Here is a 24,516-nt window from a genome sequence, read left to right as displayed (position 1 = left end):
CAGCCGGTGCGCTGGCGCTGACCAGACTCAACACGTGGCCGTCGTCGACGTCGGTGTCGTTGGTCAGCACGTCGATGTTGAGTAGCTGGTTTTCGGTGCCGGCGGCGGTGTCGGCCACCGCCAGCGGCCCGTCGTTGGTGCCGGTGACGGTGACGTCCACCGTGCTGCCCGACTCGGCACCGAACTGGTCGGTCATGGTGTAGCTGAGGGTGACGTGTACCACCGCGTCCTTGGCCAGATGGTCGAAGTCGCTACCCGGGTTGAACACCACCTTGCCGTCCACCACGCTGGCTGTGCCCATGCCGGCCGGTGCGCTGGCGCTGACCAGACTCAACACGTGGCCGTCATCGACGTCGGTGTCGTTGGCCAGCACGTCGATGTTGAGCAGCTGGTTTTCGGTGCCGGCAGCGCTGTCGGCCACCGCCACTGGCCCGTCGTTGGTGCCGGTGACGGTGACGTCCACCGTGCTGCTCGACTCGGCACCGAACTGGTCGGTCATGGTGTAGCTGAGGGTGACGTGTACCACCGCGTCCTTGGCCAGGTGGTCGAAGTCGGTCCCCGGATCGAATTGCAGCTGGCCACCGACCACGCTGGCTGTGCCCATGCCAGCCGGTGCGCTGGCGCTGACCAGACTCAACACGTGGCCGTCGTCGACGTCGGTGTCGTTGGCCAGCACGTCGATGTTGAGCAGCTGGTTTTCGGTGCCGGCAGCGCTGTCGGCCACCGCCACTGGCCCGTCGTTGGTGCCGGTGACGGTGACGTCCACCGTGCTGCCCGACTCGGCACCGAACTGGTCGGTCATGGTGTAGCTGAGGGTGACGTGTACCACCGCGTCCTTGGCCAGATGGTCGAAGTCGGTACCCGGGTTGAACACCACCTTGCCGTCCACCACGCTGGCTGTGCCCATGCCGGCCGGTGCGCTGGCGCTGACCAGACTCAACACGTGGCCGTCATCGACGTCGGTGTCGTTGGCCAGCACGTCGATGTTAAGTAGCTGGTTCTCGGTGCCGGCGGCGGTATCGGCCACCGCCAGCGGCGCATCGTTGGTGCCGGTGATGGTGATGGTCGCGGTCTGCGCCACTTTGGCACCGTGAACGTCCTCCACGAAATAGCTGACGGTGATGACTTCGCTGGCTCCGGCGGCCAGGTGGTCAAACGCGCTACCGTCGGCATCGACCAGCAGTTTGTTGCCGGCCAGCGTCAAGCCGGCCGGCAGCGTGCTCGAACTCAGGCCGCCGTTGACGCTGAAGCTCAGCCCGCTGGCCTGCAGGGTGGCGGTTTCGCCAGTATCGATGTCGCTGGCGCCCTGCAGCAGGTCGACCTCGAAGTCGGCGCCCCCTTCGTTGCCGCCAGCGGTGACGGCGGCGCTGACGCGCGGGCCGTCATTGCTGCCCATCACATCGACGGTGACGGTGGCGTAGCTGATGGTGCCGTTGCCCAGCTGGATGGCGTAGACAAAGGAATCGTGCCGGGTGTCGCCGACGGCGAGGGAGTCCAGCCCGGTCGCGAACTTGAACTCGATCTTGCCGGCGTTGATGCGGATCTGGTTGCCGCCCAGCGTGGTTTCCCAGCCGGTGGTGACATTGCTCGTCAGCAGGTCGCTCAGTGCACCGCTGCCATCATCGATGGAGTACAGCTTCTTGGCATTGCCGCCCAGATCATTGCTCATCACGTTCAGGGTCAGCACGTTGCTGCTGCTGTTGTAATTACTGGCCGCCAGCAGTTCATCCTCGGTGTACCAGTAGGAGTCGTCGCCGGCTTGCGGTGTCTTGGTGTAGGAAACGCTGCTGATGGCCATGATGTGCTCCCTGAATGATCTGCGCCGGCCGGATGACGAGCGCGCCGCTTGCGCGTGCTGGCAAGAACGGCGGAATCGGTGACATGAGCGGCGGCGGCTGGCTTGCGGCCAACCTTGCCCGGCACGGGCGGGATGCGTGTGGCGCATCAGGCTGGCGGCATGGTGCTGACGCCCCGACACCGGTCATGACATAGGAAGTGTAGTAAGCGGAACTTTTTAATCTACGGGAGAAACATCCCGTTATTGGCAGGAGCAAGCTCCGGCATAGCCCAGAGACAGCTCCCGTAACCTTGCCATACCGGCTCAGGCGGGCAGCAGCAGGCCGTGCTGCAACACGTAGCCGAGCAGGCCGTGGCGATTGCTCACCCCGAACTTCTTGTAAATCACCGTCAGATGGTTACGCAGCGTGCTCTCGCTGATGTGCAGCTTGCCGGCGATCAGCTTGGCCGGCTCGCCGCTGTTGGCCATCAGGATGGCGACGATCTTCTGTTCCTGCTCGCTCAGTGGCGGGGGCATGGCGGGGGCGGCGTCCGGCGCCGGCATGGCACCGTGCCGCGACAGCGCGTCGAAGATGCGCCCGGTGGCGTCGCGATCCAGCCACAGCTGGCCGTGATGGACCTTCTCGATGGCGGTGAGCAGCTGCGCCGCGTCGGTGTCCCGCGTCAGCAGGCCGCGGGCGCCAAGCATGATGGCGCGGTCCTGCCGCGCCCGTTCCTGCTGCCGTGTCAGCAACAGCACCTTGTCGCCGCGCGTGGCCAAGGCCCGGATCAGCGCCAGGCTAGTCTCGGCGTCGCCATCCAGATCCAGCAGCACGATGTCGGCCTCGGCGGCCGTCAGTGCCGTCAGCGGCGACGGTGTCACCGCAGCGCTGCCGGCCAGCGCCAGCCGCGGCGCCTGGGTGGTCAGCAGCGCCGTCAGCCCCGCCAGCAGCAGCGGGAAATCGCTGATCACGAACACCCGCAGCGGGCACGCGGTATCGTCGGCCGTCAGGCCGTGTTGCGTCTGCATCGCCATCGTCGCCCCCGTTCGCTGTCACGCCACATGGCGTGCCTGTTTCAGCTTATGCCAAAACGGCAGCGCCTCCACCACAAAGCGTTAGCGGGCGGTCCGCGCGCCGCGGCAACGCCAAGCCGTGCCGCCGCAAGCGACCGCGGTGTCACACAAGCTGTACACAATTAATATTTGTTAGCAAATGCCGGCTATCTGGCGGCAATGGCTTCGATTATGCTGAAACAAGATTGACTGCCGATGCTACCGGAACGCTTTGCGACGGTGCCGCGACAGCTCTCCTGGAGGAGACATCATGAAACTGCTGATGCTCATACTGCTGGCCAGCGTGCTGAGCGGCTGTGTTGTACGGCCGCTGTACCCCTATCGCCACGATGATTACTACGGCCATGACCGCTACTATCGCGGTGACGACTGGCGTGGCGGCGACTGGCGCGACGGTGATCGCCGCGGTAGCCGGCGTCGCTAAACCAGTGCGCCATGCCCGTCATGGCGCGCAACACTCAGGACAGCAGGGCCGGCAGATGCCGGCCCTGTCCGCAACCGATTCCCGGTGTCGCCACGCATGGCGGCCCGTCACTGACATAGCGAGAACCAACATGAAAACCATCCTGTTTGCCCTGATCGCCGCCAGCAGCCTGTCGGCCTGTGTGGTACAGCCCGCGCGCGTCAAGCTGCGCTCCCCCATCGTGCTGGAGCCGGCGGTGGTGGTCGAGCCTGTCTACGATGATCACTACCATCGCGGTGGCGGCTTCTGCCCGCCGGGGCAAGCGAAGAAAGGCCGTTGCTAAAGGTTGGCCGCAACGCCAGCATCATGGCACCGGTAACGAGCGGCAGCACAGCCCTGAGCCGCGCCGCAAGCCACAAAACAACACCGCCCCCGACATCGTCGGGGGCGGTGTTGTTTAACTAGCGGCCATAGACCCTAGGGACGGCGTGTTGGCCGCGGCCGGCACGCTCAGCCGCAGGCGCCGACATGGCCGCAGGCGGTGCAGAATTCGCAGCCGTCCTTCTTGATCAGCGCGCGGTTGCCGCACTCCGGGCAGGCCTTGCCGGCCATCGGTGCCGCGGCCACGTTGACCACCGCGCTTTCGAACAGGTCGCCCTGCTCCGGCACCATCACCCCCATGTCTTCCACCGGCACGCCGTCCTCGCTGAGGATGCCCAGCATCGCGTAGCGATGGATGATCAGCCGTGCCAGATAGGCCTCGGTCGACGGCCAGCTCTGCGACTTGTCGCTGGCCGGCACGCGGGCGAAGAAATCGGCCTGCGGCTCGGCGTAGCTCAGCAGCTTGCGCAGCTTCATGCCGATCCACGCCGGATCGATCACCCGCATGTCGAGGCTCAGCATCTTGCACAGCCCGTCCAGTTCGCGCGGATAGTGGCCGGCCAGCCACATCGAGTACGGCCGGCGCTGGCCGGTGGGCAACACCAGCTCCTTCACGAACAGCACGAAATCGTCGCCGGTCTGCGGGTTACTGACATCCACCGACCAGCTGATGGTGCCGTCGGTGCCGGATTTCGGCTCCTTGCGTGCGAACAGCGCGTCCATCACCGGGGTGGCGGCGTCGGCGGCCAGCGTCAGCGCGCCCAGCTGTTCGATGCGGTGGCGCACCACGCGTGCCAGCGCGGCGGCGGCGGCGCTGCTCTGCACCGGCGCGTCGCCCAGCTCGGCACGGTAGTGGCGGTCGCCACGGGTGGCGGCCAGCGCATCCAGCTTGGCGCCCAGCCAGGCGCGGTCACGGCAGCGCATGTCCATCGACAGCGTCTTGGCGATGGCGCCGAGGCCGCGCGGCACGTCGCCGTTGACCCAGCACTCGAACGGCAGCGGTGCCTCGCCATCGATATGACCGACCATCACCGCGAAATCGCCCTCCTCGCCCTCCACCATGAAGGTCCACGACGGGTTGCCGTGCTTCAGCCGCGGCCGGTTCGGCCATTTCAGGCTGGCCAGCGCCGGGCTGGGCGCGGTGTTGAGGGTGATGCGACGGTCAGGGTCGTTCTGGTTGCCCAGATCCTGCGGCAGCTGCTGACTGGCGGCGGCCGGTGTCGGCTCGATCGACAGCACCGAACCGAGCACGCTGTTGGGGCGGTAGGTGGTGATGCCCTTCAGCCCGGCGCGCCACGCTTCCAGGTACAGGCTTTCGAAGTCGGCAAACGGGTAGTCGCCCGGCACGTTGACGGTCTTGGAGATGGCGGTGTCGATGTACGGCGCCACCGCCGCCACCATGCGCATGTGATCAAGCGCGCTCATCTGCAGCGCGCTGACGAAATACTCCGGCAGCGCGTTGGTGTCGCCGCCCTGCATGCGGTACACACGGTAGGCATGGTCCTCGACCAGGTATTCCTGCTGCGTGCCGTCGGCCATGCGCTTCTTGCGGGTGTAGTACCAGGAAAACGGCGGCTCGATGCCGTTGGAGGCATTGTCGGCAAACGCCAGCGAGATGGTACCGGTCGGTGCGATGGACAGCAGGTGCGAGTTGCGGATGCCGTGCTTCTTGATGCGCGCCTTGAGCTTGTCCGGCAGGCGGCTGGCGCAGTGCGGCGCCGCCAGGTACTTGTCGGCGTCGAACAGCGGGAAGGCGCCCTTCTCGATGGCCAGATCCACCGACGCGTCGTAGGCGGCGTCGCGCATGTGCTCGGAAATGCTGGCGGCCAACCTGCGGCCTTCCTCGCTGTCGTAGCGTACCTTGAGCATGATCAGCGCGTCGCCCAGCCCGGTGAAGCCCAGCCCGACGCGGCGCTTGTTCTGCGCCTCGCGCTGTTGTTCCACCAGCGGCCACACGGTGAGGTCGAGCACGTTGTCCAGCATGCGGATCGAGGTGCGCACCACCTTCTCGAAGGCCTTGAAATCGAAGACCGGCGCGTCGCCGAACGGCTGGCGCACGAACTTGCACAGGTTGATGGAGCCCAGGTCGCAGCAGCCGTAGTCCGGCAGCGGCTGCTCGCCGCACGGGTTGGTGGACTCGATCACCTCGCAGTAGGACAGGTTGTTGTCGGCGTTGATCTTGGACATGAACAGCACGCCCGGCTCGGCGTGGTCGTAGGTCGAGGCCATGATCTGCTGCCACAAGTCGCGGGCGCGCACGCTGCGGTACACCCACAGCCCGTCCTCGCGCTGGAAGCTGTCGGGGAAGGCATCCGACGCCGGCGCCACCGCGTGGGTCAGTTGCCAGTCGCCGTCGGCCTCCACCGCCTGCATGAAGGCATCGGACACCCCCACCGACATATTGAAGTTGGCGAGGTCACCGCCGTCCTTGGCGTGGATGAAGGCCTCGATGTCCGGGTGGCTGACATCCAGCACCCCCATCTGCGCGCCGCGGCGCGCGCCGGCGGATTCCACCGTCTCGCAGCTGCGGTCGAACACGCGCATATACGACACCGGGCCGGAGGCGCGGCTGTTGGTGCCCTTCACCCGCGCACCCTTGGGGCGGATGCGGCTGAAGTTGTAGCCGACCCCGCCGCCACGGCGCATGGTTTCCGCCGACTGCAGCAGCGCCTCGTAGATGCCGACCTTGCCGTGCTCGCTGACGGACACCGCGTCGCCGACCGGCTGCACGAAGCAGTTGATCAGCGTGGCCTTGAGATCGGTGCCGGCGGCGGAATTGATGCGGCCGCCGGGGATGAAACCGTTGTCCAGCGCCTCGAAAAACAGCGGGGCGAAACGTTGCGGATCCTGCTCCTGCTCGGCCAGTGCCTGCGCCACGCGCTGGCGCACTTCGCTGACCGACTGTTCGCCGTTCTTGGCGTATTTTTCCAGCAATACCTCGCGTGAAATATCCTGCTCCGCAAACGCTACGCTATTGTCCCGGTTCATGCCGCCCCCGCTAGATGTGGTGTCTTGAAAGTTTCAGTCTACTAGATACAGCACTTCACGCCCTTGATTTTCATTAAAGGGGCACCACTGAGCAGCCTGCGGCCAACCCTGTGCGGCAGGCATACAACAGCCGCAACACAGCGTACCAAACGCTTGCGGCCAACCTTGTGACAAGGTTGGCCGCAAGCGGAAAAGCAGGCGCTTATTTCAGTTTCAGCAGCAGCGGCACGCCATCCTTGTCGGCCTTCACCTTGTCGGCGTCCAGCACGCTGATGCGCTCGACCAGCTCCGGTTTCGCCGTCAGCAGCAGCTGCCGTGCCGCCTCGCCACGGGCGCGGGCCAGCGCCTGCAGCGCGCTATCGTCGATCTTCTGCGCCGCCAGCAGCTCGCCGCGCATCGACTGCGCGCGCTCGGCGGTGTCCTTCTCGCTGGCCACCCGCTTCAACCAGGCAAAGCGGCCAAACTGCACCGCGTAGCCATCGCCCACCGCCTTGCGGATCGCCGGATCGCCCATGTCCGGCAGCGGCAGCGGCTCGTCGGCCTGCAGCTGGTAGGCGGCACGCTTGAGGATGTCGCTGTCGACGCGGTAGCGCGCGAGCTCACGGCTGTCCTGCTCCACGTCATAACCGCCACCAATGGCCAGCGCCAGCTTCGGCCGCTTGACCAGCAGCTCGGCCAGCTTCAGCAGCTTCTCGCGCTCCGGCGGCGGGATGCGGTCGTCGCCGGCGTCGGCGTAGATGTCGTCAAAGCCCTCGCCGCCAAACAGCGCGCGGAACGGCGCGGTGACGATCTTGACCACGATGTTGCGGAACGCCTGCCACACCAGGTGGCCGTAGGAGAAGTCCGGCGCATCGAGGCTGCCGGCCACCGGCAGCGACAGGTCGATGCGGCCGTCGCTGTCCTCCAGCAGCGCCACCGCCAGGCGCAGCGGCAGGCGGGTACCGTCGTAGTCGCTGACCTCCTCGCCCAGCTGGATGTGGTCGATCACCATGCGGTTTTCGCCCTGCAGCTGGCGGTTTTTCAGCACGTAGCGCAGCTCGGTGGAGAGGCTGCCATCGGTGATCTTCCAGCCGGCAAAGGTCATCGAGTACGGGTTGAGGCTGCCCAGCGGGATGTTGCGGAAGTTCAGCACCATGTCGAGATCGTTGGTCACCGCCAGCGGCGACAGCGCGCCGCGGATGCGCACGTCGCCGAACTGGTCGACGCGACCGTCCAGCGTCACCGTGCCGCGCCGCCCCGGGCGGCTGGACAGGCCGAGCACGGTGCCGGACAGCGAATGGATGCGGGTGGCAAAGCTGGGGTTGAGACCGAGATCGGCAAAGTCCATGCGCGCATTGCGCACGCGGACGGCGCGCACCTCCACCAGCGGCAGCTTGTCGCCGCTATCGCCCTTGGCGGCGGGCGCCGCCTTGGCCGCAGTCTTGGCCGCCGGCTGCGGCTTCATCAGGTGCGCAAAGTTGGGCACCCGTTTTTCATCGAGAATCAGCCGCAGTTGCGGCGACACCAGCCGCACGTCGCCGAGGCTGATCCTGTCCGGCTGCGCCTTGATGCCGCTGACGGCCAGCTGCTGCCAGCCGAGCAGCACCTCGCGCCGGCCCGGCTCAAACAGCGCCAGCTTGTCCAGCGCTGCCTTGCCGTCGGCCTGCCAGCGGCTGCCCTGCAGCGCAAAGCCGAGATCGGCCGACAGCTCGCCACCGCCAAAACGCAGCACGGTGTTGTCCAGCGCGTATGGCGCCACGTCACGCAGCGGCAGCCGGCTGGCGCGCAGCTTGCCCTTGATGTCCTGCAGCTTGGCCGCAAGCGTGGCATCCAGCTGCAGCCGGCCCTGCCCCAGCGCCGCCGCCAGCTGCACGGCAAAGCCCTGCTGCGGGTCGCCACTGACGCTGGCGCTGACATCCTGCAAGGCCACGCTCACCGGCTGGCTGCGGCCGGCATCGCGCCAGCTGAGCGCGGATTGCGCCAGCGTCAGCTGCGGGTAGCGGACCTGCCACGGCTGGCCGGCACTGGCGGCGGCCAGCGTCGCGGCGGTGGTGGTGGTGACCGGCAGCGGGCGCAGCGCCTCGCCGATGTCCAGCTGCCCGGCCTTGTTGCGGGCGATGGCCAGCTGCAGCCCGGCGACGCTGATGTCACCCGGCGTCAGCTGCCGCTTGCCCAGATCCAGCTGGCTGCTGGCCAGCTGCAGCCGCGCCAGGCTGGCGAACGCCGGCTTGCCCTGGCTGGCGGCGCTCAGTTGCGACAGCGCCAGCGTGGCGTTGTCGACCCTGACGCTGCCATCCGCCGCCACCGCCACTGCCGCCTGCAGGCTGTCCAGCCGCACGCTGGCGGCCAGCGGCGCGACAAAACCGCGATGCTCGGCGCGTAGCTGCCAGTTGTCGACGTGGATGGCCGGCAGGCTCACGGTCCAGCCTCCCGCCGGCTTGGTGGTAGCTACCGCCGGTTTGGCCGTCGCGGCGGTTTTCACGCTGGCCGCGGCCGGTGCGGCGGCGGAAGGCAAGGCCGCCAACCAGTCCGGCTGCCCCAGACTGTCGAGCACGGTGTCCAGCTCGCCGCCGGCGAGGCTGAGCCTGCCCACGGTCAGCCGGCGGCTGGCGAGGTCGAACTCGCCGCCGCTGAGCGCCAGCTGGCCGAGCTTGAAGCTGCTGCCGCTGCCCGGCGCGGTCACCGCCAGCGCCGCAAGGTTGGCCGCAACGCCCTTGGCCGACAGCCGCACCGTCTTGCCGGCCAGATCGAAGTGGTACGGCAGGCTGACGCTCAGCTTGCCCTGCGGCGGCGCCAGCTTGAGATGCGGCTGCACGTACGGCCACACGCTGGCAAGGGTAAAGCCGGACGCCTTCAGCACCCCGTCCGACTGCAAGGGCTGCAACAGCAGGCTGCCCTGCCAGTCCAGCCGGGTTCCGTCGCCCAGCTCGGCGGCGAGGCGGTAGCGGCCGTGATTGTTGGGCAGCGTGGACAGGTTTTTCAGCTGGAAGTCCAGCGGCAGCACCTGGCGCTGCACGTCGCCGCCCAGCTGGTCGTGCAGCAGCAGCTGACCCTTGTTCAGCGCCAGTTGAGTCAGCAGCAGCTTGGGCGGCTCGCTGGCCTCCTCGTCCGGTTCGGTGTCCGGGCCGGCGGCGTCGCGCAGCAGGCGCGTCCAGTTCCACTCGCCCTGCGCATTGCGCGCCGCCCACAGTCGCGGCGTGTCCAGGGTCAGCTCCGCCAGCTCGAAGCGGCCGATCAGCAGCGGCAGCGCCTCGGCATCGACATGCAGCCGCGCGGCGCTGAACAGCGGCGTGCCGTCGCGATCGTTCAGGCGCACATCGTGCACGGTCAGCCGCCACGCCCACGGCGCAAACTCCACCTCGCCCAGCGTCAACTTGCGGCCAAGCTTTTGCGCCCAGTTGCCGGCGGCGTAGTCCACTGCCTTGGGCACCCCGGCCCACAGCCCGCCCAGCAGCACGGCCACGGTGGCGGCACTCCACAACAGACGACGGGGCCAGCGCGCGGGCGTGGCGGCAGCTTGGGCAGCGGTTTCACTCATCATTAAACAGTCCGGCAAAAATAGGCAGTGCCCGCCCGCAGCTAGCGCGACCGCGGCTGTGGGCTTTATTCCACAACCGGTTGCCAGCAAGGCGGACGAAGGTTGCAGTCGCGCCGCGCCGCTCATAGCATGGCGAAGCGTGACCATAATTTTAAACACCGCAGTCCAGGCTGCGGCTTTCATCAAGCATTCTATACCCTGAAGAGGAACGCATTTTGATTGATCTCGCCTGGCCGTGCCATGCACGCCAGCCGCTGCTGCGGCAACCCTGCGACCTGCGCCTCGATGCCGCGCAGGCTTTCCTGACGCTGGCGCGCCGCCGTGACGCACTGCTCAACCACGAACGCCGCAGCACCAGCTCCGGCGCCCACACCTGATCGCCATAGGACTACCCGATGAACGACGCGCAGAAAATCCAGCAATGGCTGGACGAAAACCGGATTACCGAAGTTGAATGCCTGATCCCGGATATGACCGGGCTGGCGCGCGGCAAGATCGTGCCGCGCCACAAGTACAACCCCGCCGAGGGCCTGCGCCTGCCGGAAGCCGTGCTGTCGATGACCGTCACCGGCGACTTTCCCGAGCAGGATTTCACCTCCGTCGCCGACCCCGACATGCGCCTGATCCCGGACGCCAGCACCGTGCGCCCGGTGCCGTGGGCGAAGGAGCCGACCGCGCAGATCATCCACGACTGCGTCAATTTCGACGGCACGGATGCCGACCTCGCGCCGCGCAACGTGCTCAAGCGCATCCTTAAACTGTATGAAGAGCAAGGCCTGTCCGCCATCGTCGCGCCGGAAATGGAGTTCTACCTGGTACAGGTCGAGCCCGACGAAGACATCCCGCTGAAACCGCCGGTTGGCCGCACCAAGCGCACCGAGGCCGGGATGCAGAGCTTTTCCATCGACGCGGTCAACGAATACGACAACATCTTCGACGAGATCTACGACTGGTGCGAGGCGCAGGGGCTGGCGCTGGACACGCTGATCCACGAGATGGGCACCGCACAGATGGAGATCAACCTGGATCACGGCGATCCGCTGCAGCTGGCCGACCAGGTGTTCCTGTTCAAGCGCACCGTGCGCGAGGTGGCGATCCGCAACAATATGTACGCCACCTTCATGGCCAAGCCGATGCAGGGCCAGCCCGGCAGCGCGATGCACATCCACCAGAGCGTGGTCGATGCCAACGGCAACAACATCTTCAGCAACACCGACGGTAGCCCGTCCGACGCCTTCCTGCACTTCATCGGCGGGCTGCAGACCTACCTGCCGGCGGCGATGCCGTTCTTCGCGCCGTACGTGAACAGCTACCGTCGTCTGTCGCGCTTCACCTCGGCGCCGATCAACCTCAGCTGGGGCTTTGATAACCGTACCTGCGGCCTGCGCGTGCCACACTCCGGCCCCGAGGCGCGACGGGTGGAAAACCGTCTCGCCGGCGTCGACGTCAACCCGTATCTGGCGATCGCCGCCAGCCTCGCCTGCGGCTACCTCGGCATGCAGCAGCGCATCCAGCCGAGCGCGCCGCTGACCGGCAGCGCCTACGAGCAGCCACACCAGCTGCCGCGCCACCTCGACGACGCCATCGACATGCTGCTCAAGTGCCAGCCGCTGGCAGAGCTGTTCGGCGACCACTTCATCCAGACCTACAGCGCGATCAAGGAAGCCGAGTACCGCGAGTACTTCGACGTGATCAGCCCGTGGGAGCGGCGCTTCCTGCTGCTGCACGTGTAAGCGCGTGTTCACGATCGCGCGCACTCACGCGAGGTAAGGCGAAAACGGCTGAGGAAGCGGCGTTTATCCAGATATAAACAAGCATGCCGAAGTCGTTTTCAACGCGGTATCGCCCCCATTGGGATCAAGTCGCAGCAGATCGTGAACAGGCTCTAAGCGGCAGCGCCGTCACGGCTTGCGGCCAACCTTGTGTGCAAGGTTGGCCGCAACGCTTTGTCGCCGGCGCCGGCTGCGCTATGCTGCGCAGCCATTGTAAGGAGAGCAGCATGGCGCAACGCTGGGACATTTTCTGCACCGTGATCGACAACTACGGCGACATCGGCGTCACCTGGCGCCTGGCGCGGCAGCTGGCGCACGAGTACGGCTTCGTGGTGCGCCTGTGGGTGGACGACCTGGCCAGCTTTGCCCGCATCGCCCCCGGCCTGCAGCCGGCGCTGGCGCAGCAGCAGCTAGACGGCGTCAGCATCCGCCTCTGGCCAGCGCAGGACTTCCCTGCCGCCGACGCCGCCGACGTGGTGATCGAGGCTTTCGGCTGCCCGCTGCCGGACAGTTATCTGGCCGCCATGGTCGGCCGGGCGCGCAAGCCGGTATGGATCAATCTGGAATACCTGTCGGCGGAAGACTGGGTCGCCGGCTGCCACGGCCTGGCCTCGCCGCATCCGCAGCTGCCGCTGACCAAGCACTTCTATTTTCCCGGCTTTGGCGACGATACCGGCGGCCTGCTCTGCGAACGGGCACTGCCGGCGCAGCGCGATGCGTGGCAGGCCGACACGGCGCTGCAGGATGCCTACTGGCAACAGCTGGGCGTGCCGCCGCGCCGCGCCGGCGAGCTGCGCGTCAGCCTGTTCTGCTACGAGTCCGCCGCCGCGCGGCAGTGGCTGGCCAGTTGCGCCGCCGGCAGCCAGCCGCTGCGGCTGCTGGTGCCGCAGGGCAAGGTGTTGCCGGATGTCGCCGCCGCGTTCGGCCTCGCGCAGCGGCCGCAGGCCGGCGACGTGCTGCAACGCGGCGCACTGACGCTACACGTGCTGCCACTGACCGATCAGCACGGCTACGACCGGCTGCTGTGGTCGTGCGATATCAACATCGTGCGCGGCGAGGACAGCTTCGTGCGCGCGCAGTGGGCGGCGCGGCCGTTCCTGTGGCATATCTATCGCCAGGACGAAGACGCGCACCTGGTCAAGCTGGAGGCTTTTTTACAACGCTACAGCGCCGCACTGTCGCCGGCGGCTCGGCAGCAAATCCACGCGCTGTGGCAAGGCTGGAACCGCGAGCAGGACATCGGCCAGGTCTGGCAGGCGCTGCCGGCAGTACTGGCAGAATGGCAACACCACGCCCGCAGCTGGCCACAAATGCAACTGCGTCACGGCGACCTCGCCACACGACTGGTGCAGTTCACCGAAAAGCAGCTACAATAACCGGTTTCCAAGGGAATCGTTTTCCGATTCCGATTCAAGACTTTAGGACTTAAACGCATGAAAACCGCTCAGGAACTCCGCGCAGGTAACGTATTCATGGTCGGCGGCGAGCCGATGGTTGTACAAAAAGCTGAATTCAGCAAATCCGGCCGTAACGCTTCGGTCGTGAAAATGAAGATGAAAAACCTGCTGACGGGTGCGGGTTCCGAAGCGGTATACCGTGCCGACGACAAGTTCGACGTGGTGGTACTGGATCGCAAGGACTGCCAGTACTCCTACTTCGCCGACCCGATGTACGTGTTCATGGACGCCGAGTTCAACCAGTACGAAGTCGAAGCCGACAACCTGGGCGACACCCTGAACTACATCGTTGACGGCATGGAAGACGAATGCCAGGTGACCTTCTACGACGGCAAGGCCATCTCCGTAGAACTGCCGACCACCGTGGTTCGCGAAGTGGAATACACAGAGCCAGCCGTCCGTGGCGACACTTCCGGCAAGGTACTGAAGCCGGCACGCCTGGTAGGCACCACTTTCGAAGTGCAGGTTCCGGCTTTCGTCAACACCGGCGAAAAGATCGAAATCGATACCCGCACCAACGAATTCAAGAAGCGCGCCTGATTTCCCGGCCCGCAGCAAGCAAAAGACCACCGCACGCGGTGGTCTTTTCTTTTGCCGGCAACGCTTAGAACTGTAGCTGCTTGCAGCGCGGACAGCGCATCATCATGCCAGCGATGGTGCGCACCTCGGTCAGGCCGCGCCCGGAACAGCGCGAACAGACCCGGTCGCGGCCGGGGGTATCGATCAGCTCCGGCTGACGGATGCCCCAGCTTTTCGGGGTAATCAGGCGGCGACTGGTGGTGGTTTTGCTGGCCATGGCATTCCAATCCGCATAGATCAAAATAAAAACTTATCGCAAAGCCATGGCATTTTCAACAATTTCCAGCAATCAGGCAGGACGCAACTCCAGCAACATGCCGACGCGGCGCCACTGGCCGACTTCCTGGCCGAAGGCGCTGGTGGTCAGCGGGTTGGCTTCCAGCCAGTCGCCGTCGATGGTGATGGCATAGCCGTTCATCGTTTGCTGCACGTTCTGCACCGCCCGGCCATCGACATCGTTGCGGCTGCGGCAGAACAGTGCGGCCAACCTCAGCGCCAGTACCGCGTGCCACAGTTCCGGATCGGCGATCTCGCGCGTCATCTTGCCCATGTCGCCACGGTGGCCGAGTACGATGGTGGCCAGCTCGCTCTGCTCGCGCCGCGAGAAGCCCGGCATGTCGGCGTTCTGCAGGATGTAGGCGGAATGCTTGTGGTAGGCGGTGTGCGCGATCGACAGGCCGATCTCGTGCACCTTGGCCGCCCAGTTCAGGCATTTCAGCAGTGGGCCGTCCGGCGCCACCATGCCGTAAAACTGCTCGGCCAGGCGCAGCACCCGCTCCGCCTGTGCGGTATCGACGTGATAACGGCGCTTGAACTGGGCAATGGTGGCATCGCGCATGTCCTTCTCCTGCTGTCGCCCCAGCAGGTCATAGAGCACGCCGTCGCGCAGTGCGCCATCGGTGACGATCATGCGCTCGATCTGCAGGGTCTGGAACACCGCAATCATCACCGCGAGGCCGCCACAGATCACCGGCGCCCGGTCCGGCTTGAGGCCGTTCAGGTCGATGGTCTTGAACGAGCCGAAGCGCAGCAACTCCTCGCGCAGGCGCAACATGCCGCCAAGGGTGATCTCGCCGCTGGTCCAGTCGTTGATCTCCAGGATGTCGCGCAGCGAACGCGCGGTACCGGAGGTGCCGACCGCCAGCTGCCATTCGCTTTGCGGATAGGCGTGGGTGATGCGCTGGATCTCGCTGGCAGCGGCCAGCTCGGCGTCGCGGAACGCGGCCTTGCTGATCTTGCCGCCGGGGAAATAGCGCAGGCTGTAGGTGACACAGCCCAGCGGCAGGCTCTCGGTGACGTGCGCCTTGTACTGGCTGCCGATGATGAACTCGGTAGAGCCGCCACCGATGTCGACCACCAGCCGGCGCTCCTTGGTGGCCGGCAGGCTGTGCGCGGCGCCAAGGTAGATCAGGCGCGCTTCTTCGCGCCCGGCAATGATCTCGATCGGGAAGCCCAGCAGCCGTTCGGCCTCGCTGATGAAGGCCGGGGCATTCTTCGCCACGCGCAGGGTGTTGGTGCCGACGATGCGCACCTGGCGCGGCTCGAAGCCGCGCAGCCGCTCGCCAAAGCGCGCCATGCAGGCCAGCGCGCGGTCGATGGTGTCCTGCTGCAGCAGTTTGTCTTCGGTGAGGCCACCGCCCAGACGGACGGTTTCCTTCAATACATCCAGGGGATACAGCTGGTCATCCACCACGCGCGACACTTGCAGCCGGAAGCTGTTGGAACCGAGGTCGACGGTGGCCAATACATCATAGGGGGGCGTAGTACTGTTCAAGAATCACCCCTTCTTGGAAACGGGTTGGGAAATGAAAAAACGGCGGTAACCGATGTTACCGCCGCCTTTGGACTACTGCACGCAAAATCAGACCGGTTCTTGCGGCAGGGTCTCGCGCTTCTTGTCTTCCAGCGAGGTATGACGGATGTCCTTGCCCTTCACCAGATACACCACGTATTCGGAAATGTTCTTGGCGTGGTCGCCGATGCGCTCGATCGCCTTGCAGATGAACAGGGTATCGATCGACAGCGTGATGGTGCGCGGATCTTCCATCATGTAGGTGATCTGCGAACGCAGCTCGGAGGCATAGTCCTCGTCCAGCATCATGTCTTCTTCGGCCAGCTCCACCGCGGCGGTGGTATCGAGGCGGGCAAACGCGTCCAGCGCGCGGTGCAGCATCGCCAGCGCCGACTTGGCCATCTTGTCGGCCTCGCGGAAGCGCGGCGTCGGATAGCGCGACGACTGGTACAGCGAACGACCGACGCGCGCCACCTTCTGCGCCTCGTCGCCGATGCGCTCCAGATCGGTGATGGTCTTGATCACCGTGATCACCATGCGCAGGTCGCTGGCGGCCGGCTGGCGGCGGGCGATGATGTGCTGGCAATCCTCGTCGATCGCCACTTCAAAGGCATTGACCTTGGCATCGTCGGCGATCACGCGGTCGAGACGATCCACATCCCCGTCCTGCAACGCCTCCATCGCGGCGCGGATTTGCTGCTCGACCAGTCCCCCCATCTGCAGCACGCGGGTGCGGATATTTTCGAGCTCCATATCAAACTGCTTGGAAATGTGATCAGGCATGAGCGACCTCGTTGGTTTTCGGCTTCAAGCGCGCCATGATAGACGCGCAACATGACAGTTCTGTTGCAGCAAGATGGACGGTAACGCAGTGCTTGCGGCCAACGTTGGCCGCAAGCGTGGCCGGACTTAGCTGAATTCCTTCACACCATCGGCCGTCCCCAGCAGCAGCACGTCGGCCCGGCGCTGCGCGAACAGGCCGTTGGTGACCACGCCGACGATCTGGTTGATCTGCTGCTCCAGCTTCACCGGCTCGGCAATCTGCATGCCGTGCACGTCGAGAATGATGTTGCCGTTGTCGGTGGTGACGCCCATGCGCCACTCCGGATGACCGCCGAGCTTGACGATCTCGCGCGCCACGTGGCTGCGCGCCATCGGGATCACTTCCACCGGCAGCGGGAAGGCACCCAGCACCGACACGTACTTGCTCTCGTCGGCGATGCAGATGAACTGCTGCGCCACCGCGGCGATGATCTTCTCGCGTGTCAGCGCCGCGCCGCCGCCCTTGATCATGTGCAGGTGGTGGTTGACCTCGTCGGCGCCGTCGATATACACCGGCAGCTCGTCCGGGCCGACCGTGTTCAGGTCATACACCGGAATGCCGATCGCCTTCAGGCGCTCGGTACTGGCCACCGAGCTGGACACCGCACCCTTGATGCGGCCTTTGATCTTGGCCAGTTCGTCGATGAAGAAGTTGACGGTGCTGCCGGTGCCGACGCCGACGATGCAGTCATCCGGCACGAATTTGATGGCTTGTTGTGCCACCAGCTGTTTCAGTTGATTCTGGTCCATTGAGTGTTCTCCGGAATGAGGAATTATTGCGGCACCAGCAGGCACACTGCCTGCGTTTCGATCGCCTCGGCCCGGCCGAGGTAGCCGAGCTTTTCATTGGTCTTGCCCTTGACATTGACGCAGGCCACGTCGATGTCCAGCAGCTGCGCGATGCGGGCACGGATGGCATCGATGTGCGGCGCCAGCTTCGGCGCCTGCGCGATGATGGTGCTGTCCACGTTGACCAGCTGCCAGCCGGCGGCGCGCACGCGACGCATCGCCTCCTGCAGCAGCAGACCGCTGTCGGCACCCTTGAATGCTAGGTCGGTATCGGGAAAATGACGACCGATATCGCCCAGCGCCGCCGCACCCAGTACCGCGTCGGTAATGGCGTGCAGCAGCGCGTCGGCGTCGGAGTGGCCGAGCAGGCCCTTGTCGTGCGGGATGTGCACCCCGCCGAGCATCAGCGGGCGGCCCTCGACCAGACGGTGCACGTCGTAGCCCTGACCGATACGAAATGGCGTCATCTGCTTATCCTTTGCGTGCCGCCAGGATGGCGCTAGCCAGCGCCAGATCCTGCGGCCACGTCACTTTGAAGTTCTGTGCCTCGCCCTCCACCAGCCGCGGCGCATGGCCGAGCAGCTCGATGGCGGAGGCTTCATCGGTAATCGCCGGGTTGGCCGCATCCTGTAGCGCCTCGGCCAAAAGGCCGGCGCGGAACATCTGCGGCGTCTGCGCCAGCCACAGACCTTCGCGCGGCACGGTGGCGGCGACGCGGCCCTGCGGACTCGCCTGCTTGACGGTATCGGCCACCGGCTGCGCCAGCAGGCCGCCGACCGCGTCACCCTGCAGGCTGTCGATCAGGCGCTGCAAAGCGCTGTCGCTGAGACAGCACCGCGCCGCGTCGTGCACCAGCACCCAGTCGTCGGCGTCGGCCGCCAGCGCCGCCAGGCCGCCGGCCACGCTCTCGGCACGGCTGGGGCCGCCGACGCGCAGCACTTCCAGCTTGGGCTGCGGCCAGTCGAAGCTGTCGAACCACTCGTCTCCGAGCGAGATCACCACCGCCACGCGGCTGATCGCCGCATTGCGGCACAGCACGTCCAGCGTGTGCGCCAGCAGCGGCCGACCCGCCAGCGGCAGGTACTGTTTCGGGGTCGCGGCGCCAAAACGGCTGCCGTGGCCGGCGGCCGGGACCAGCGCGATGCAATCGCTCATGATTGCGCTGGCGCCGGGCTTTCGATGCTGCGCCACAGGCAGCTGCCCTTCACCGTCTTGTCGAGCAGGTCGAGGTACTCCTGGTGCGCGGCCAGCTCCTCGGCCGTCGGCGCCAGCACCGTCAGCGGCTTGCGCTCGAACGCCAGGTTGAGGCCGGTGCCGCCCTCGTTGTCACCGGGGCCGGCGTCCATCATCAGGCTTTCCTGGCCACGGGTCATCCACAGGTAGACCTCGGCCAGCAGCTCGCAGTCGATCAGCGCGCCGTGCAGGGTACGGTTGCTGCGGTCGATCTCGAAGCGGTCGCACAAGGCGTCCAGGCTGTTGCGCTTGCCGGGAAAGGTGTCGCGCGCCATGCGCAGGGTGTCGGTGACCAGCGCGCACAGCTTGTCCACCGGCGCGATGCCGAGGCGGCTGAATTCGGCATTGAGGAAGCCGACGTCAAACGGCGCGTTGTGGATGATCAGCTCGGCGCCGCTGATGAAGTCCACCAGCTCGTCGGCGACCGCGTGGAACTTCGGCTTGTCGGCGAGAAAATCCAGCGAGATGCCGTGCACGCGCTCGGCGTCGGGGTCAATCTCGCGCTCGGGGTGCATGTACAGGTGCAGGTGGCGACCGGTCAGCTTGCGGTCCACCATTTCCAGGCCGGCAAACTCGATGATGCGGTGGCCCTGGCTCGGCTCCAGGCCGGTGGTCTCGGTATCAAGAATGATTTGGCGCATGATGGTATCGGATGGGGTTCAAGGTTGGCCGCAGGCGGACAGATGGCTAGCGGCGCAGGCTGTCGACGCCGGCATTGGCCAGCTGGTCGGCGCGCTCGTTGAATTCATGGCCGGCGTGGCCCTTGACCCAGCGCCACTCCACCTGGTGGTTGTTGCGTAGCGCATCCAGCTGCTGCCACAGGTCGGCATTCTTCACCGGCTCCTTGCTGGCGGTCTTCCAGCCGCGCGTCTTCCAGCCGTGGATCCACTCGGAGATGCCTTTTTGCACGTACTGCGAGTCGGTGTACACCACGATGCGGCAGCTGCGCTTCAGCGTTTCCAGGCCGCGGATCACCGCCAGCAGCTCCATGCGGTTATTGGTGGTGCCGGCTTCGCCGCCGAACATTTCCTTTTCCTGCCCCTTGTAGCGCAGCAGTACGCCCCAGCCACCGGGGCCGGGATTGCCCTTGCAGGCGCCATCAGGGTAAATCTCGACGATCTCGTCAGTCATGCAATGTCTCGTTATCAGAGCTACGGGTAAGCGGGTTGCGGTCGTTGCCGCCGGCGACCAGCATCGCCCGGGCCGGCTTGGCCGGTGCCCAGCGCGGCGTGATCAGGCGCAGGCCGCGCTGGCGCTTGACGGCGACGACACCATAGACGCCGGCGGCCAGCGGCCAGCAGCGTGCGCCGGTGCTTTCCATGAACTGCCAGCGGGCCAGCCAGTCCTTGCGCGCCAAAGGCGGCGAGTATGCCATGAATGAGGTCGCCTCGTGCTCCAGCTCCAGCAATTTCAGCCAGTCGCGGATGCGCGGCAGCGACACGAAGTTGCCGCGCCACGGGTTGTCCTCCCGCCCCTGCAGCAAGCGGCGCACGCCCCACAGCGACGCCGGATTGAAACCGGTGATGATCAGCCGCCCTTCCGGCACCAGCACCCGCGCCGCTTCGCGCAGGACCTGGTGCGGCAGGCTGGTAAAATCCAGCCCGTGCGGCAAAATGACCAGATCCAGGCTCTTGCTGTCGAAGGGCAGGAAGGCCGGATCGCAGACCACGCCCGGCTCGCCGCAGGCCGCCGCCAGACCCTTCCACGGGATGCGGTTCATGGCGAGAAAATCGTGCTGGCACAGGCCGATCTGCAGCGCGCGAAAACCGAACACGTCGGCCACCGCGCTGTCGAAGAAAGCCTGTTCCTGCGCCAGCAGGTATTGTCCCAGTTCGGCGCTGGCCAGCCAGTCAGCGAACTCTTCCATCATTGCAGGATCATTCATGGCCGACATTGTACGCATTACCCCACTCAAGGCGTTCTCTGATAATTATATCTGGGTTTTGCACGACGACCGCGCCGCGATCATGGTCGACCCCGGCGACGCCGCCCCGGTGCAGCAGTTTCTGGCGCAGACGCAACTTGGGCTGCACGCGATCTGGATCACCCACCACCACCACGACCATATCGGCGGCTTGCCGGCGCTGCACGCGCAGTGGCCGGACTGTCCGGTGTACGGCCCGGCCGGTGTCAGCGGCGTCAGCGTGCCGGTGATGGAAGGCAGCCGGCTGCCGGCACTGGGCCTGGACTGCCAGGTCTACGAAGTCCCCGGCCACACCGCCAACCATCTGGCATTTCATTGCGGCCAACACCTGTTTTGCGGCGACACCCTGTTTGCCGCCGGTTGTGGCCGCGTATTTGACGGCAGCATAGAAAGCCTGCACGCCTCGCTGCAAAGGTTGGCCGCATTGCCGGCGCAGACGCTGTGTTATCCGGCACACGAATACACGCTGGCTAATCTACAATTTGCATTGGCACTGGAGCCGGACAACCCGGCGCTGCAGCAACGCTGGCAACGCGACAGCGCACGACGCGAGCAGGAGTTGCCGACGCTGCCCTGCCTGCTGGCGGACGAGCTGCAGCACAACCCGTTCCTGCGTTGCGGCGAGGCCGGCATCCGCCGCGCCGCGCGCCACCATCAGCCGGGGGGCGGCAATGACGCGCTGAGTGTATTTGCCACCCTGCGGCAATGGAAAAATGACTTCCGCACCAGCTGAATGGCCATTCATCCGCCTGGCAAATAGTTTTGTCGTGAAAGACACAAAAATTAAGAAATTAAATGAACAACATAGCGCTTCATAATTGACGTCGCAGGCGGGCGTGGTAGCATCGCCCGATATGCTCCGATCAGGCCGTTGCCATGAAAAAATTTACCCCGCTCGCCCTCGCCGTTCTCCTTGCCCTGCCCGCCGCCCACGCGACCACTAGCGTGACGATACCGGGCTGGAGCACGCCCGGTGTCGACGACGGCCTGGCCGCCGGTCTGGACATGATGCTGATCAACACCAGCCTGCTGCGCAACGGCGACAACGTGTGGCAACGCGCGCGCGAAGGCTTCCAGCTGCCGGAGGTGAATCCCGAGCTGGTACGCCGCCACGAGAAGTACTACACCGCGCGCCCGGAATACCTGCGCCGCACCCTCGATCGCAGCCGCAAATACCTGTTCCACATCATGAACGAGGTGGAAAAACGCGGCATGCCGACCGAACTGGCCTTCCTGCCGGTAGTGGAAAGCTCCTTCGTACCGAGCGCCAGCTCGCCGGTCGGCGCCGCCGGCCTGTGGCAGTTCATGCCGGCCACCGGCCGCGAGTACGAACTGGAGCAGACCTGGTGGTATGACGGCCGCCGCGACGTGGTGGAATCCACCCGCGCTGCGCTGGATTACCTGCAGGTGCTGTACAACCGTTTCGGCGACTGGAACCTGGCGCTGGCCGCCTACAACTGGGGCCAGGGCAATCTGAGCAAGGCGATCAGCCGCGTGCGCGCCAAGGGCGAAACCGAAACCTACGAAAACATCGTGATGCCGGCCGAGACGCGCAACTACGCGCCGAAACTGCTCGCCATCCGCAACATCATGGCGCAGCCGGAGAACTTCGGCCTGCGCATCGACGTGCTGCCCAACAAGCCGGCCTTTGTCGCCGTCAGCACCGGCAAGCACATGAACATCGACATCGCGGCGAAGCTGGCGGAAATGCCGGTCTCCGAGTTCAAGGAACTCAACCCCGCGTTCAACCTGCCGGTGTATGCCCACAAGAGCGGCCGCCAGATGCTGCTGCCGGCGACCAAGCTGCACCGCTTCGAGACCAACCTGGCCAAATGGGACAAGCCGCTGCTGACCTGGCAGGTGCACGTACCGGAGAGCGACCTCAGCGTCACCGAGCTGGCACAGCAATTCGACATGAACCCGAACGAGCTGCTGGTCGCCAACAGCCTGCAGGGCAACCGCACCGTCAACGCCGGCCGTCCGGTGCTGGTTGCCGCCCGTAACCAGGATACCCCGGCGACACTGGAAGCCAGTGACATCGCCCCGGCCAGCGCGCCGGTGCTGCTGGCCAGCAACCCGGTCAGCAGCAGTGAACAGCCAGTGGTACGCGTCGCGAGCCTCAGCGTTGCCGCGACCACTCAAACCACCGTGACACCAGCCATCGCGCCCGCCGTCGCCAGCGTCGTGAGCAGCCCCGCCGCCAGCACGCCGGCAAACAGCCCGATGACCCCCGTTGCCGTACCGGTAGCCGCGCCAGTCGTCGCCCTTGCCGCCAACAGCCCTGCCGCTAGCGTCACTCCCGTTGCCGTCGTGGCAAGCAGCGTCGTCGCGCCTGCCGCCACCAGTGGCAACAGCACTACCGTCGCACTGAGCCAGCCGGTCAGCAAACCGCAAGCCGCGCCGACTCCGCGCGCCAAACCGGCACCGACCGTAGTGGCCAGCGCCAGCGACGCTCCCGAGCTGCCGTTGCGCCCGGCCACCCGCGTTGAAAACCATGTCGTTGCCAACGGTGACACGCTGTACAACATCTCGCGTCGCTACAACATGAGCGTGGCCGAGCTGAAAAGCCTGAACACGCTGAACAGCGACGCGGTCAAGCTGGGGCAGAACCTGCGCGTGCTGGGCGCCCCGCTGGGCAACGTCACCGCTAGCGTGACATCGCCACTGCGCACCGTTGCCTATCAGCAGCCGGCACGCAAATCGACCGAGTACGTGGTGCAGGCCGGCGATACCGTATTCAGCATCGCCCGCAAGTTCGGCATCCATCACAGCGACATCCAGCGCTGGAACACCCAGCTGGTTGCCAACCAGATCCAGCCAGGCCAGGTGCTGCGCGTCGAGGACGGCGGGCTGTAAGCCGCATCCGGCAAACCATGACAAAACGCCTTGCACCGGTCGGTGCAAGGCGTTTTTCATGATGGTCACGCTAGCAAGGCACCCTGCCGCCAACGGCGGCAGGCACACGACATCAATCCCAGGGCACGTCGACCGTGCCAGGCGCCGCGGCGGCGGCTGGCGGTGCCGATGCGGTCGGCGCAGCAGCCGGAGGCGCAACGTTGGCCGCATCCTGCAAGCCGCCCAGCGCCTGCACCAGATCGTCGATCAGCTCACCCAGCTCCTCGCTCATCAGCAGGAAGGTCGCCTCAAACAGGCTGGCGGCGTCGTCCCCCGCCTGGCTGGCTTCTTCCTGCAGCACGTCGAGAAACTGCAGCTTTTTCAGTTGCAGGGTATCGGTCAGCGTGAAGCGGATGCGCTCACGCCAGATCAGACCGAGGCGGGTCACCTGCTTGCCGGTGGCGATATGCTGACGGATCTCGTCGGCGGTCAGATCCATGCGGGTGCAGCGCACGACCGCGCCGTTTTCCGAGCTGTCCTTCAGCTCGCAGTCGGAATCCAGCACGAAGTCGCCGCTGGCCTCGCCCGCCGCCAGCCAGTCGGTCATCAGCGTGTGCGGCGACAGCACCGTGCGCGGCAGCGTGGCCGGCAGCGGCGGCATTGCCTCGCGCAGATTACTCAGCAACGCTTCCGCCTTGCTGGCGGAGCCGCTGTCCACCACCAGCCAGCCACGCGTCAGATCGAAATAGGCGGCCGTGCGGCTGGTACGGGTGAAGGCGCGCGGCAGCAGGTCGTCGGTGATCTGCTCCTTCATCGCCAGCTTTTCCTTGCGGCCAACCTTGCGCAGCTCCTGCTGCTCGATGTCGCGCAGCTTGGCATCCAGGAAGTCGCGGATTACGCCGGCCGGCAACACCTTGTCCTCGCGACGCAGCGACAGCAGCAAGCGCTCGCGCTGCACATACAGCGGCTCGTCGAGATGGGGGGCCGGAGCGACCCAGCCCTCGCTGAACCAGTCGAGGCCGGAACAGCGCTGGAACTGACGGGCATTCAGGGCATCGGCCAGCTTGCTGGCCACAATCTGCTCCGGGGCAGGCAGCTGGTAAAAACTAAGTTGTCGGAACCACATGATATTGACTTGAATTATCCAGAAGAAGGGAACGGTCGCTGCGCCAC

At 65.7% G+C, this 24,516-nt stretch carries 22 protein-coding genes (1 of these 22 only partly in view); 8 read left to right on the top strand and 14 right to left on the bottom strand.

The window, feature by feature from the left end:
• Positions 1-1,396, bottom strand: partial view of an Ig-like domain-containing protein gene (locus tag C8E02_RS13380; RefSeq protein ID WP_425451996.1) — the 5' portion only. 41 nt of this gene lie to the left of the window's left edge; 1,396 of the gene's 1,437 nt are visible here — the first part of the coding sequence; it begins with the start codon at positions 1,394-1,396; the stop codon falls past the left edge of the window.
• A 705-nt stretch (positions 1,397-2,101) separates the two neighbouring features.
• Entirely contained in the window at positions 2,102-2,806 is a 705-nt protein-coding gene (locus tag C8E02_RS13375; protein WP_170152166.1) for a response regulator transcription factor, read from the bottom strand.
• Positions 2,807-3,101: 295 nt separating this feature from the next.
• Here C8E02_RS13375 and C8E02_RS17470 point away from each other — a divergent pair, with 295 nt between their 5' ends.
• Positions 3,102-3,275, top strand: coding sequence for a hypothetical protein (locus C8E02_RS17470; RefSeq protein WP_170152165.1), 174 nt, complete (start codon positions 3,102-3,104; stop codon positions 3,273-3,275).
• Positions 3,276-3,405: 130 nt separating this feature from the next.
• Positions 3,406-3,597 (top strand): vir-repressed protein, encoded by a 192-nt coding sequence (locus tag C8E02_RS13370; protein ID WP_120811434.1) that lies wholly within the window; start codon positions 3,406-3,408, stop codon positions 3,595-3,597.
• 167 nt (positions 3,598-3,764) lie between these two features.
• Here the strand turns inward: C8E02_RS13370 and C8E02_RS13365 are convergent, their stop codons facing one another.
• The gene (locus C8E02_RS13365) at positions 3,765-6,623 is read right to left on the bottom strand and encodes an adenosylcobalamin-dependent ribonucleoside-diphosphate reductase (protein WP_120811432.1); all 2,859 of its coding nucleotides are present in this window, start codon (positions 6,621-6,623) and stop codon (positions 3,765-3,767) included.
• Positions 6,624-6,825: 202 nt separating this feature from the next.
• Positions 6,826-10,143, bottom strand: coding sequence for a DUF748 domain-containing protein (locus tag C8E02_RS13360; RefSeq protein ID WP_170152164.1), 3,318 nt, complete (start codon positions 10,141-10,143; stop codon positions 6,826-6,828).
• Positions 10,144-10,355: 212 nt separating this feature from the next.
• Here C8E02_RS13360 and C8E02_RS17465 point away from each other — a divergent pair, with 212 nt between their 5' ends.
• From C8E02_RS17465 to efp, 4 genes are all read left to right on the top strand, one after another.
• Complete coding sequence (locus C8E02_RS17465; RefSeq protein ID WP_156168059.1) at positions 10,356-10,517, top strand: hypothetical protein; 162 nt, start codon at positions 10,356-10,358, stop codon at positions 10,515-10,517.
• An 18-nt stretch (positions 10,518-10,535) separates the two neighbouring features.
• Entirely contained in the window at positions 10,536-11,873 is a 1,338-nt protein-coding gene (locus C8E02_RS13355; RefSeq protein WP_120811429.1) for a glutamine synthetase family protein, read from the top strand.
• A gap of 266 nt (positions 11,874-12,139) precedes the next feature.
• Positions 12,140-13,288: an elongation factor P maturation arginine rhamnosyltransferase EarP gene (earP, locus tag C8E02_RS13350; RefSeq protein ID WP_120811890.1), complete on the top strand. Its 1,149-nt coding sequence runs from the start codon at positions 12,140-12,142 to the stop codon at positions 13,286-13,288.
• Between the two features lie 57 nt (positions 13,289-13,345).
• Positions 13,346-13,909 carry an elongation factor P gene (efp, locus tag C8E02_RS13345; RefSeq protein WP_047968172.1) on the top strand — a complete coding sequence of 188 codons (564 nt, stop codon included), beginning with the start codon at positions 13,346-13,348 and terminating at the stop codon, positions 13,907-13,909.
• A gap of 64 nt (positions 13,910-13,973) precedes the next feature.
• On the opposite strand, the gene C8E02_RS13340 is transcribed toward efp, so the two are convergent.
• From C8E02_RS13340 to C8E02_RS13300, 9 genes are all read right to left on the bottom strand, one after another.
• The gene (locus C8E02_RS13340) at positions 13,974-14,165 is read right to left on the bottom strand and encodes a hypothetical protein (protein WP_120811427.1); all 192 of its coding nucleotides are present in this window, start codon (positions 14,163-14,165) and stop codon (positions 13,974-13,976) included.
• Positions 14,166-14,237: 72 nt separating this feature from the next.
• Complete coding sequence (ppx, locus tag C8E02_RS13335; protein ID WP_120811425.1) at positions 14,238-15,722, bottom strand: exopolyphosphatase; 1,485 nt, start codon at positions 15,720-15,722, stop codon at positions 14,238-14,240.
• A gap of 87 nt (positions 15,723-15,809) precedes the next feature.
• The gene (phoU, locus tag C8E02_RS13330) at positions 15,810-16,523 is read right to left on the bottom strand and encodes a phosphate signaling complex protein PhoU (RefSeq protein ID WP_120811423.1); all 714 of its coding nucleotides are present in this window, start codon (positions 16,521-16,523) and stop codon (positions 15,810-15,812) included.
• A gap of 126 nt (positions 16,524-16,649) precedes the next feature.
• Complete coding sequence (rpiA, locus tag C8E02_RS13325) at positions 16,650-17,312, bottom strand: ribose-5-phosphate isomerase RpiA (protein WP_120811421.1); 663 nt, start codon at positions 17,310-17,312, stop codon at positions 16,650-16,652.
• 23 nt (positions 17,313-17,335) lie between these two features.
• Positions 17,336-17,818, bottom strand: a complete 483-nt coding sequence (gene ispF, locus C8E02_RS13320; protein ID WP_120811419.1) for a 2-C-methyl-D-erythritol 2,4-cyclodiphosphate synthase — start codon at positions 17,816-17,818, stop codon at positions 17,336-17,338.
• A 4-nt stretch (positions 17,819-17,822) separates the two neighbouring features.
• Entirely contained in the window at positions 17,823-18,506 is a 684-nt protein-coding gene (gene ispD, locus C8E02_RS13315; RefSeq protein ID WP_120811417.1) for a 2-C-methyl-D-erythritol 4-phosphate cytidylyltransferase, read from the bottom strand.
• A complete protein-coding gene (gene dnaQ / locus C8E02_RS13310) occupies positions 18,503-19,225 on the bottom strand; it encodes a DNA polymerase III subunit epsilon (protein ID WP_120811415.1) in 723 nt (240 codons plus the stop codon). Before dnaQ ends, ispD begins: the two co-directional genes overlap by 4 nt.
• 46 nt (positions 19,226-19,271) lie before the next feature.
• Complete coding sequence (rnhA, locus tag C8E02_RS13305; RefSeq protein ID WP_047968164.1) at positions 19,272-19,715, bottom strand: ribonuclease HI; 444 nt, start codon at positions 19,713-19,715, stop codon at positions 19,272-19,274.
• Entirely contained in the window at positions 19,708-20,469 is a 762-nt protein-coding gene (locus tag C8E02_RS13300; protein ID WP_238377360.1) for a class I SAM-dependent methyltransferase, read from the bottom strand. The genes rnhA and C8E02_RS13300 overlap by 8 nt, the downstream gene beginning before the upstream one ends.
• Between C8E02_RS13300 and gloB the strand changes: the two genes are divergently transcribed.
• Both gloB and C8E02_RS13290 read left to right on the top strand, forming a co-directional pair.
• On the top strand, positions 20,468-21,241 hold the full coding sequence (gene gloB / locus C8E02_RS13295; RefSeq protein WP_211329247.1) for a hydroxyacylglutathione hydrolase: 774 nt from the start codon (positions 20,468-20,470) through the stop codon (positions 21,239-21,241). The genes C8E02_RS13300 and gloB overlap by 2 nt on opposite strands.
• 143 nt (positions 21,242-21,384) lie before the next feature.
• On the top strand, positions 21,385-23,364 hold the full coding sequence (locus C8E02_RS13290) for a lytic transglycosylase (protein ID WP_120811413.1): 1,980 nt from the start codon (positions 21,385-21,387) through the stop codon (positions 23,362-23,364).
• 112 nt (positions 23,365-23,476) lie between these two features.
• Here C8E02_RS13290 and C8E02_RS13285 read toward each other — a convergent pair whose 3' ends face one another.
• Positions 23,477-24,469 (bottom strand): recombination-associated protein RdgC, encoded by a 993-nt coding sequence (locus C8E02_RS13285; RefSeq protein ID WP_120811411.1) that lies wholly within the window; start codon positions 24,467-24,469, stop codon positions 23,477-23,479.
• Positions 24,470-24,516: the final 47 nt, after the last annotated feature.

The organism is Vogesella indigofera, assembly GCF_003633895.1.
GTDB lineage: Bacteria > Pseudomonadota > Gammaproteobacteria > Burkholderiales > Chromobacteriaceae > Vogesella > Vogesella indigofera.
This window is presented reverse-complemented; position numbering and strand designations above follow the sequence as displayed.

Bases quoted from the DNA above. Each gene is read 5' to 3' on its own strand.
- C8E02_RS13360 (WP_170152164.1), bottom strand. From the start codon at position 10,143: ATGATGAGTGAAACCGCTGCCCAAGCTGCCGCCACGCCCGCGCGCTGG.
- efp (WP_047968172.1), top strand. From the start codon at position 13,346: ATGAAAACCGCTCAGGAACTCCGCGCAGGTAACGTATTCATGGTCGGC.
- earP (WP_120811890.1), top strand. From the start codon at position 12,140: ATGGCGCAACGCTGGGACATTTTCTGCACCGTGATCGACAACTACGGC.
- C8E02_RS13285 (WP_120811411.1), bottom strand. From the start codon at position 24,469: ATGTGGTTCCGACAACTTAGTTTTTACCAGCTGCCTGCCCCGGAGCAG.
- dnaQ (WP_120811415.1), bottom strand. From the start codon at position 19,225: ATGCGCCAAATCATTCTTGATACCGAGACCACCGGCCTGGAGCCGAGC.
- C8E02_RS13370 (WP_120811434.1), top strand. From the start codon at position 3,406: ATGAAAACCATCCTGTTTGCCCTGATCGCCGCCAGCAGCCTGTCGGCC.
- phoU (WP_120811423.1), bottom strand. From the start codon at position 16,523: ATGCCTGATCACATTTCCAAGCAGTTTGATATGGAGCTCGAAAATATC.
- C8E02_RS13340 (WP_120811427.1), bottom strand. From the start codon at position 14,165: ATGGCCAGCAAAACCACCACCAGTCGCCGCCTGATTACCCCGAAAAGC.
- gloB (WP_211329247.1), top strand. From the start codon at position 20,468: ATGGCCGACATTGTACGCATTACCCCACTCAAGGCGTTCTCTGATAAT.
- C8E02_RS13365 (WP_120811432.1), bottom strand. From the start codon at position 6,623: ATGAACCGGGACAATAGCGTAGCGTTTGCGGAGCAGGATATTTCACGC.
- rnhA (WP_047968164.1), bottom strand. From the start codon at position 19,715: ATGACTGACGAGATCGTCGAGATTTACCCTGATGGCGCCTGCAAGGGC.
- C8E02_RS13300 (WP_238377360.1), bottom strand. From the start codon at position 20,469: ATGAATGATCCTGCAATGATGGAAGAGTTCGCTGACTGGCTGGCCAGC.
- ispD (WP_120811417.1), bottom strand. From the start codon at position 18,506: ATGAGCGATTGCATCGCGCTGGTCCCGGCCGCCGGCCACGGCAGCCGT.
- rpiA (WP_120811421.1), bottom strand. From the start codon at position 17,312: ATGGACCAGAATCAACTGAAACAGCTGGTGGCACAACAAGCCATCAAA.
- C8E02_RS13290 (WP_120811413.1), top strand. From the start codon at position 21,385: ATGAAAAAATTTACCCCGCTCGCCCTCGCCGTTCTCCTTGCCCTGCCC.
- C8E02_RS13375 (WP_170152166.1), bottom strand. From the start codon at position 2,806: ATGCAGACGCAACACGGCCTGACGGCCGACGATACCGCGTGCCCGCTG.
- ispF (WP_120811419.1), bottom strand. From the start codon at position 17,818: ATGACGCCATTTCGTATCGGTCAGGGCTACGACGTGCACCGTCTGGTC.
- C8E02_RS13355 (WP_120811429.1), top strand. From the start codon at position 10,536: ATGAACGACGCGCAGAAAATCCAGCAATGGCTGGACGAAAACCGGATT.
- C8E02_RS17470 (WP_170152165.1), top strand. From the start codon at position 3,102: ATGAAACTGCTGATGCTCATACTGCTGGCCAGCGTGCTGAGCGGCTGT.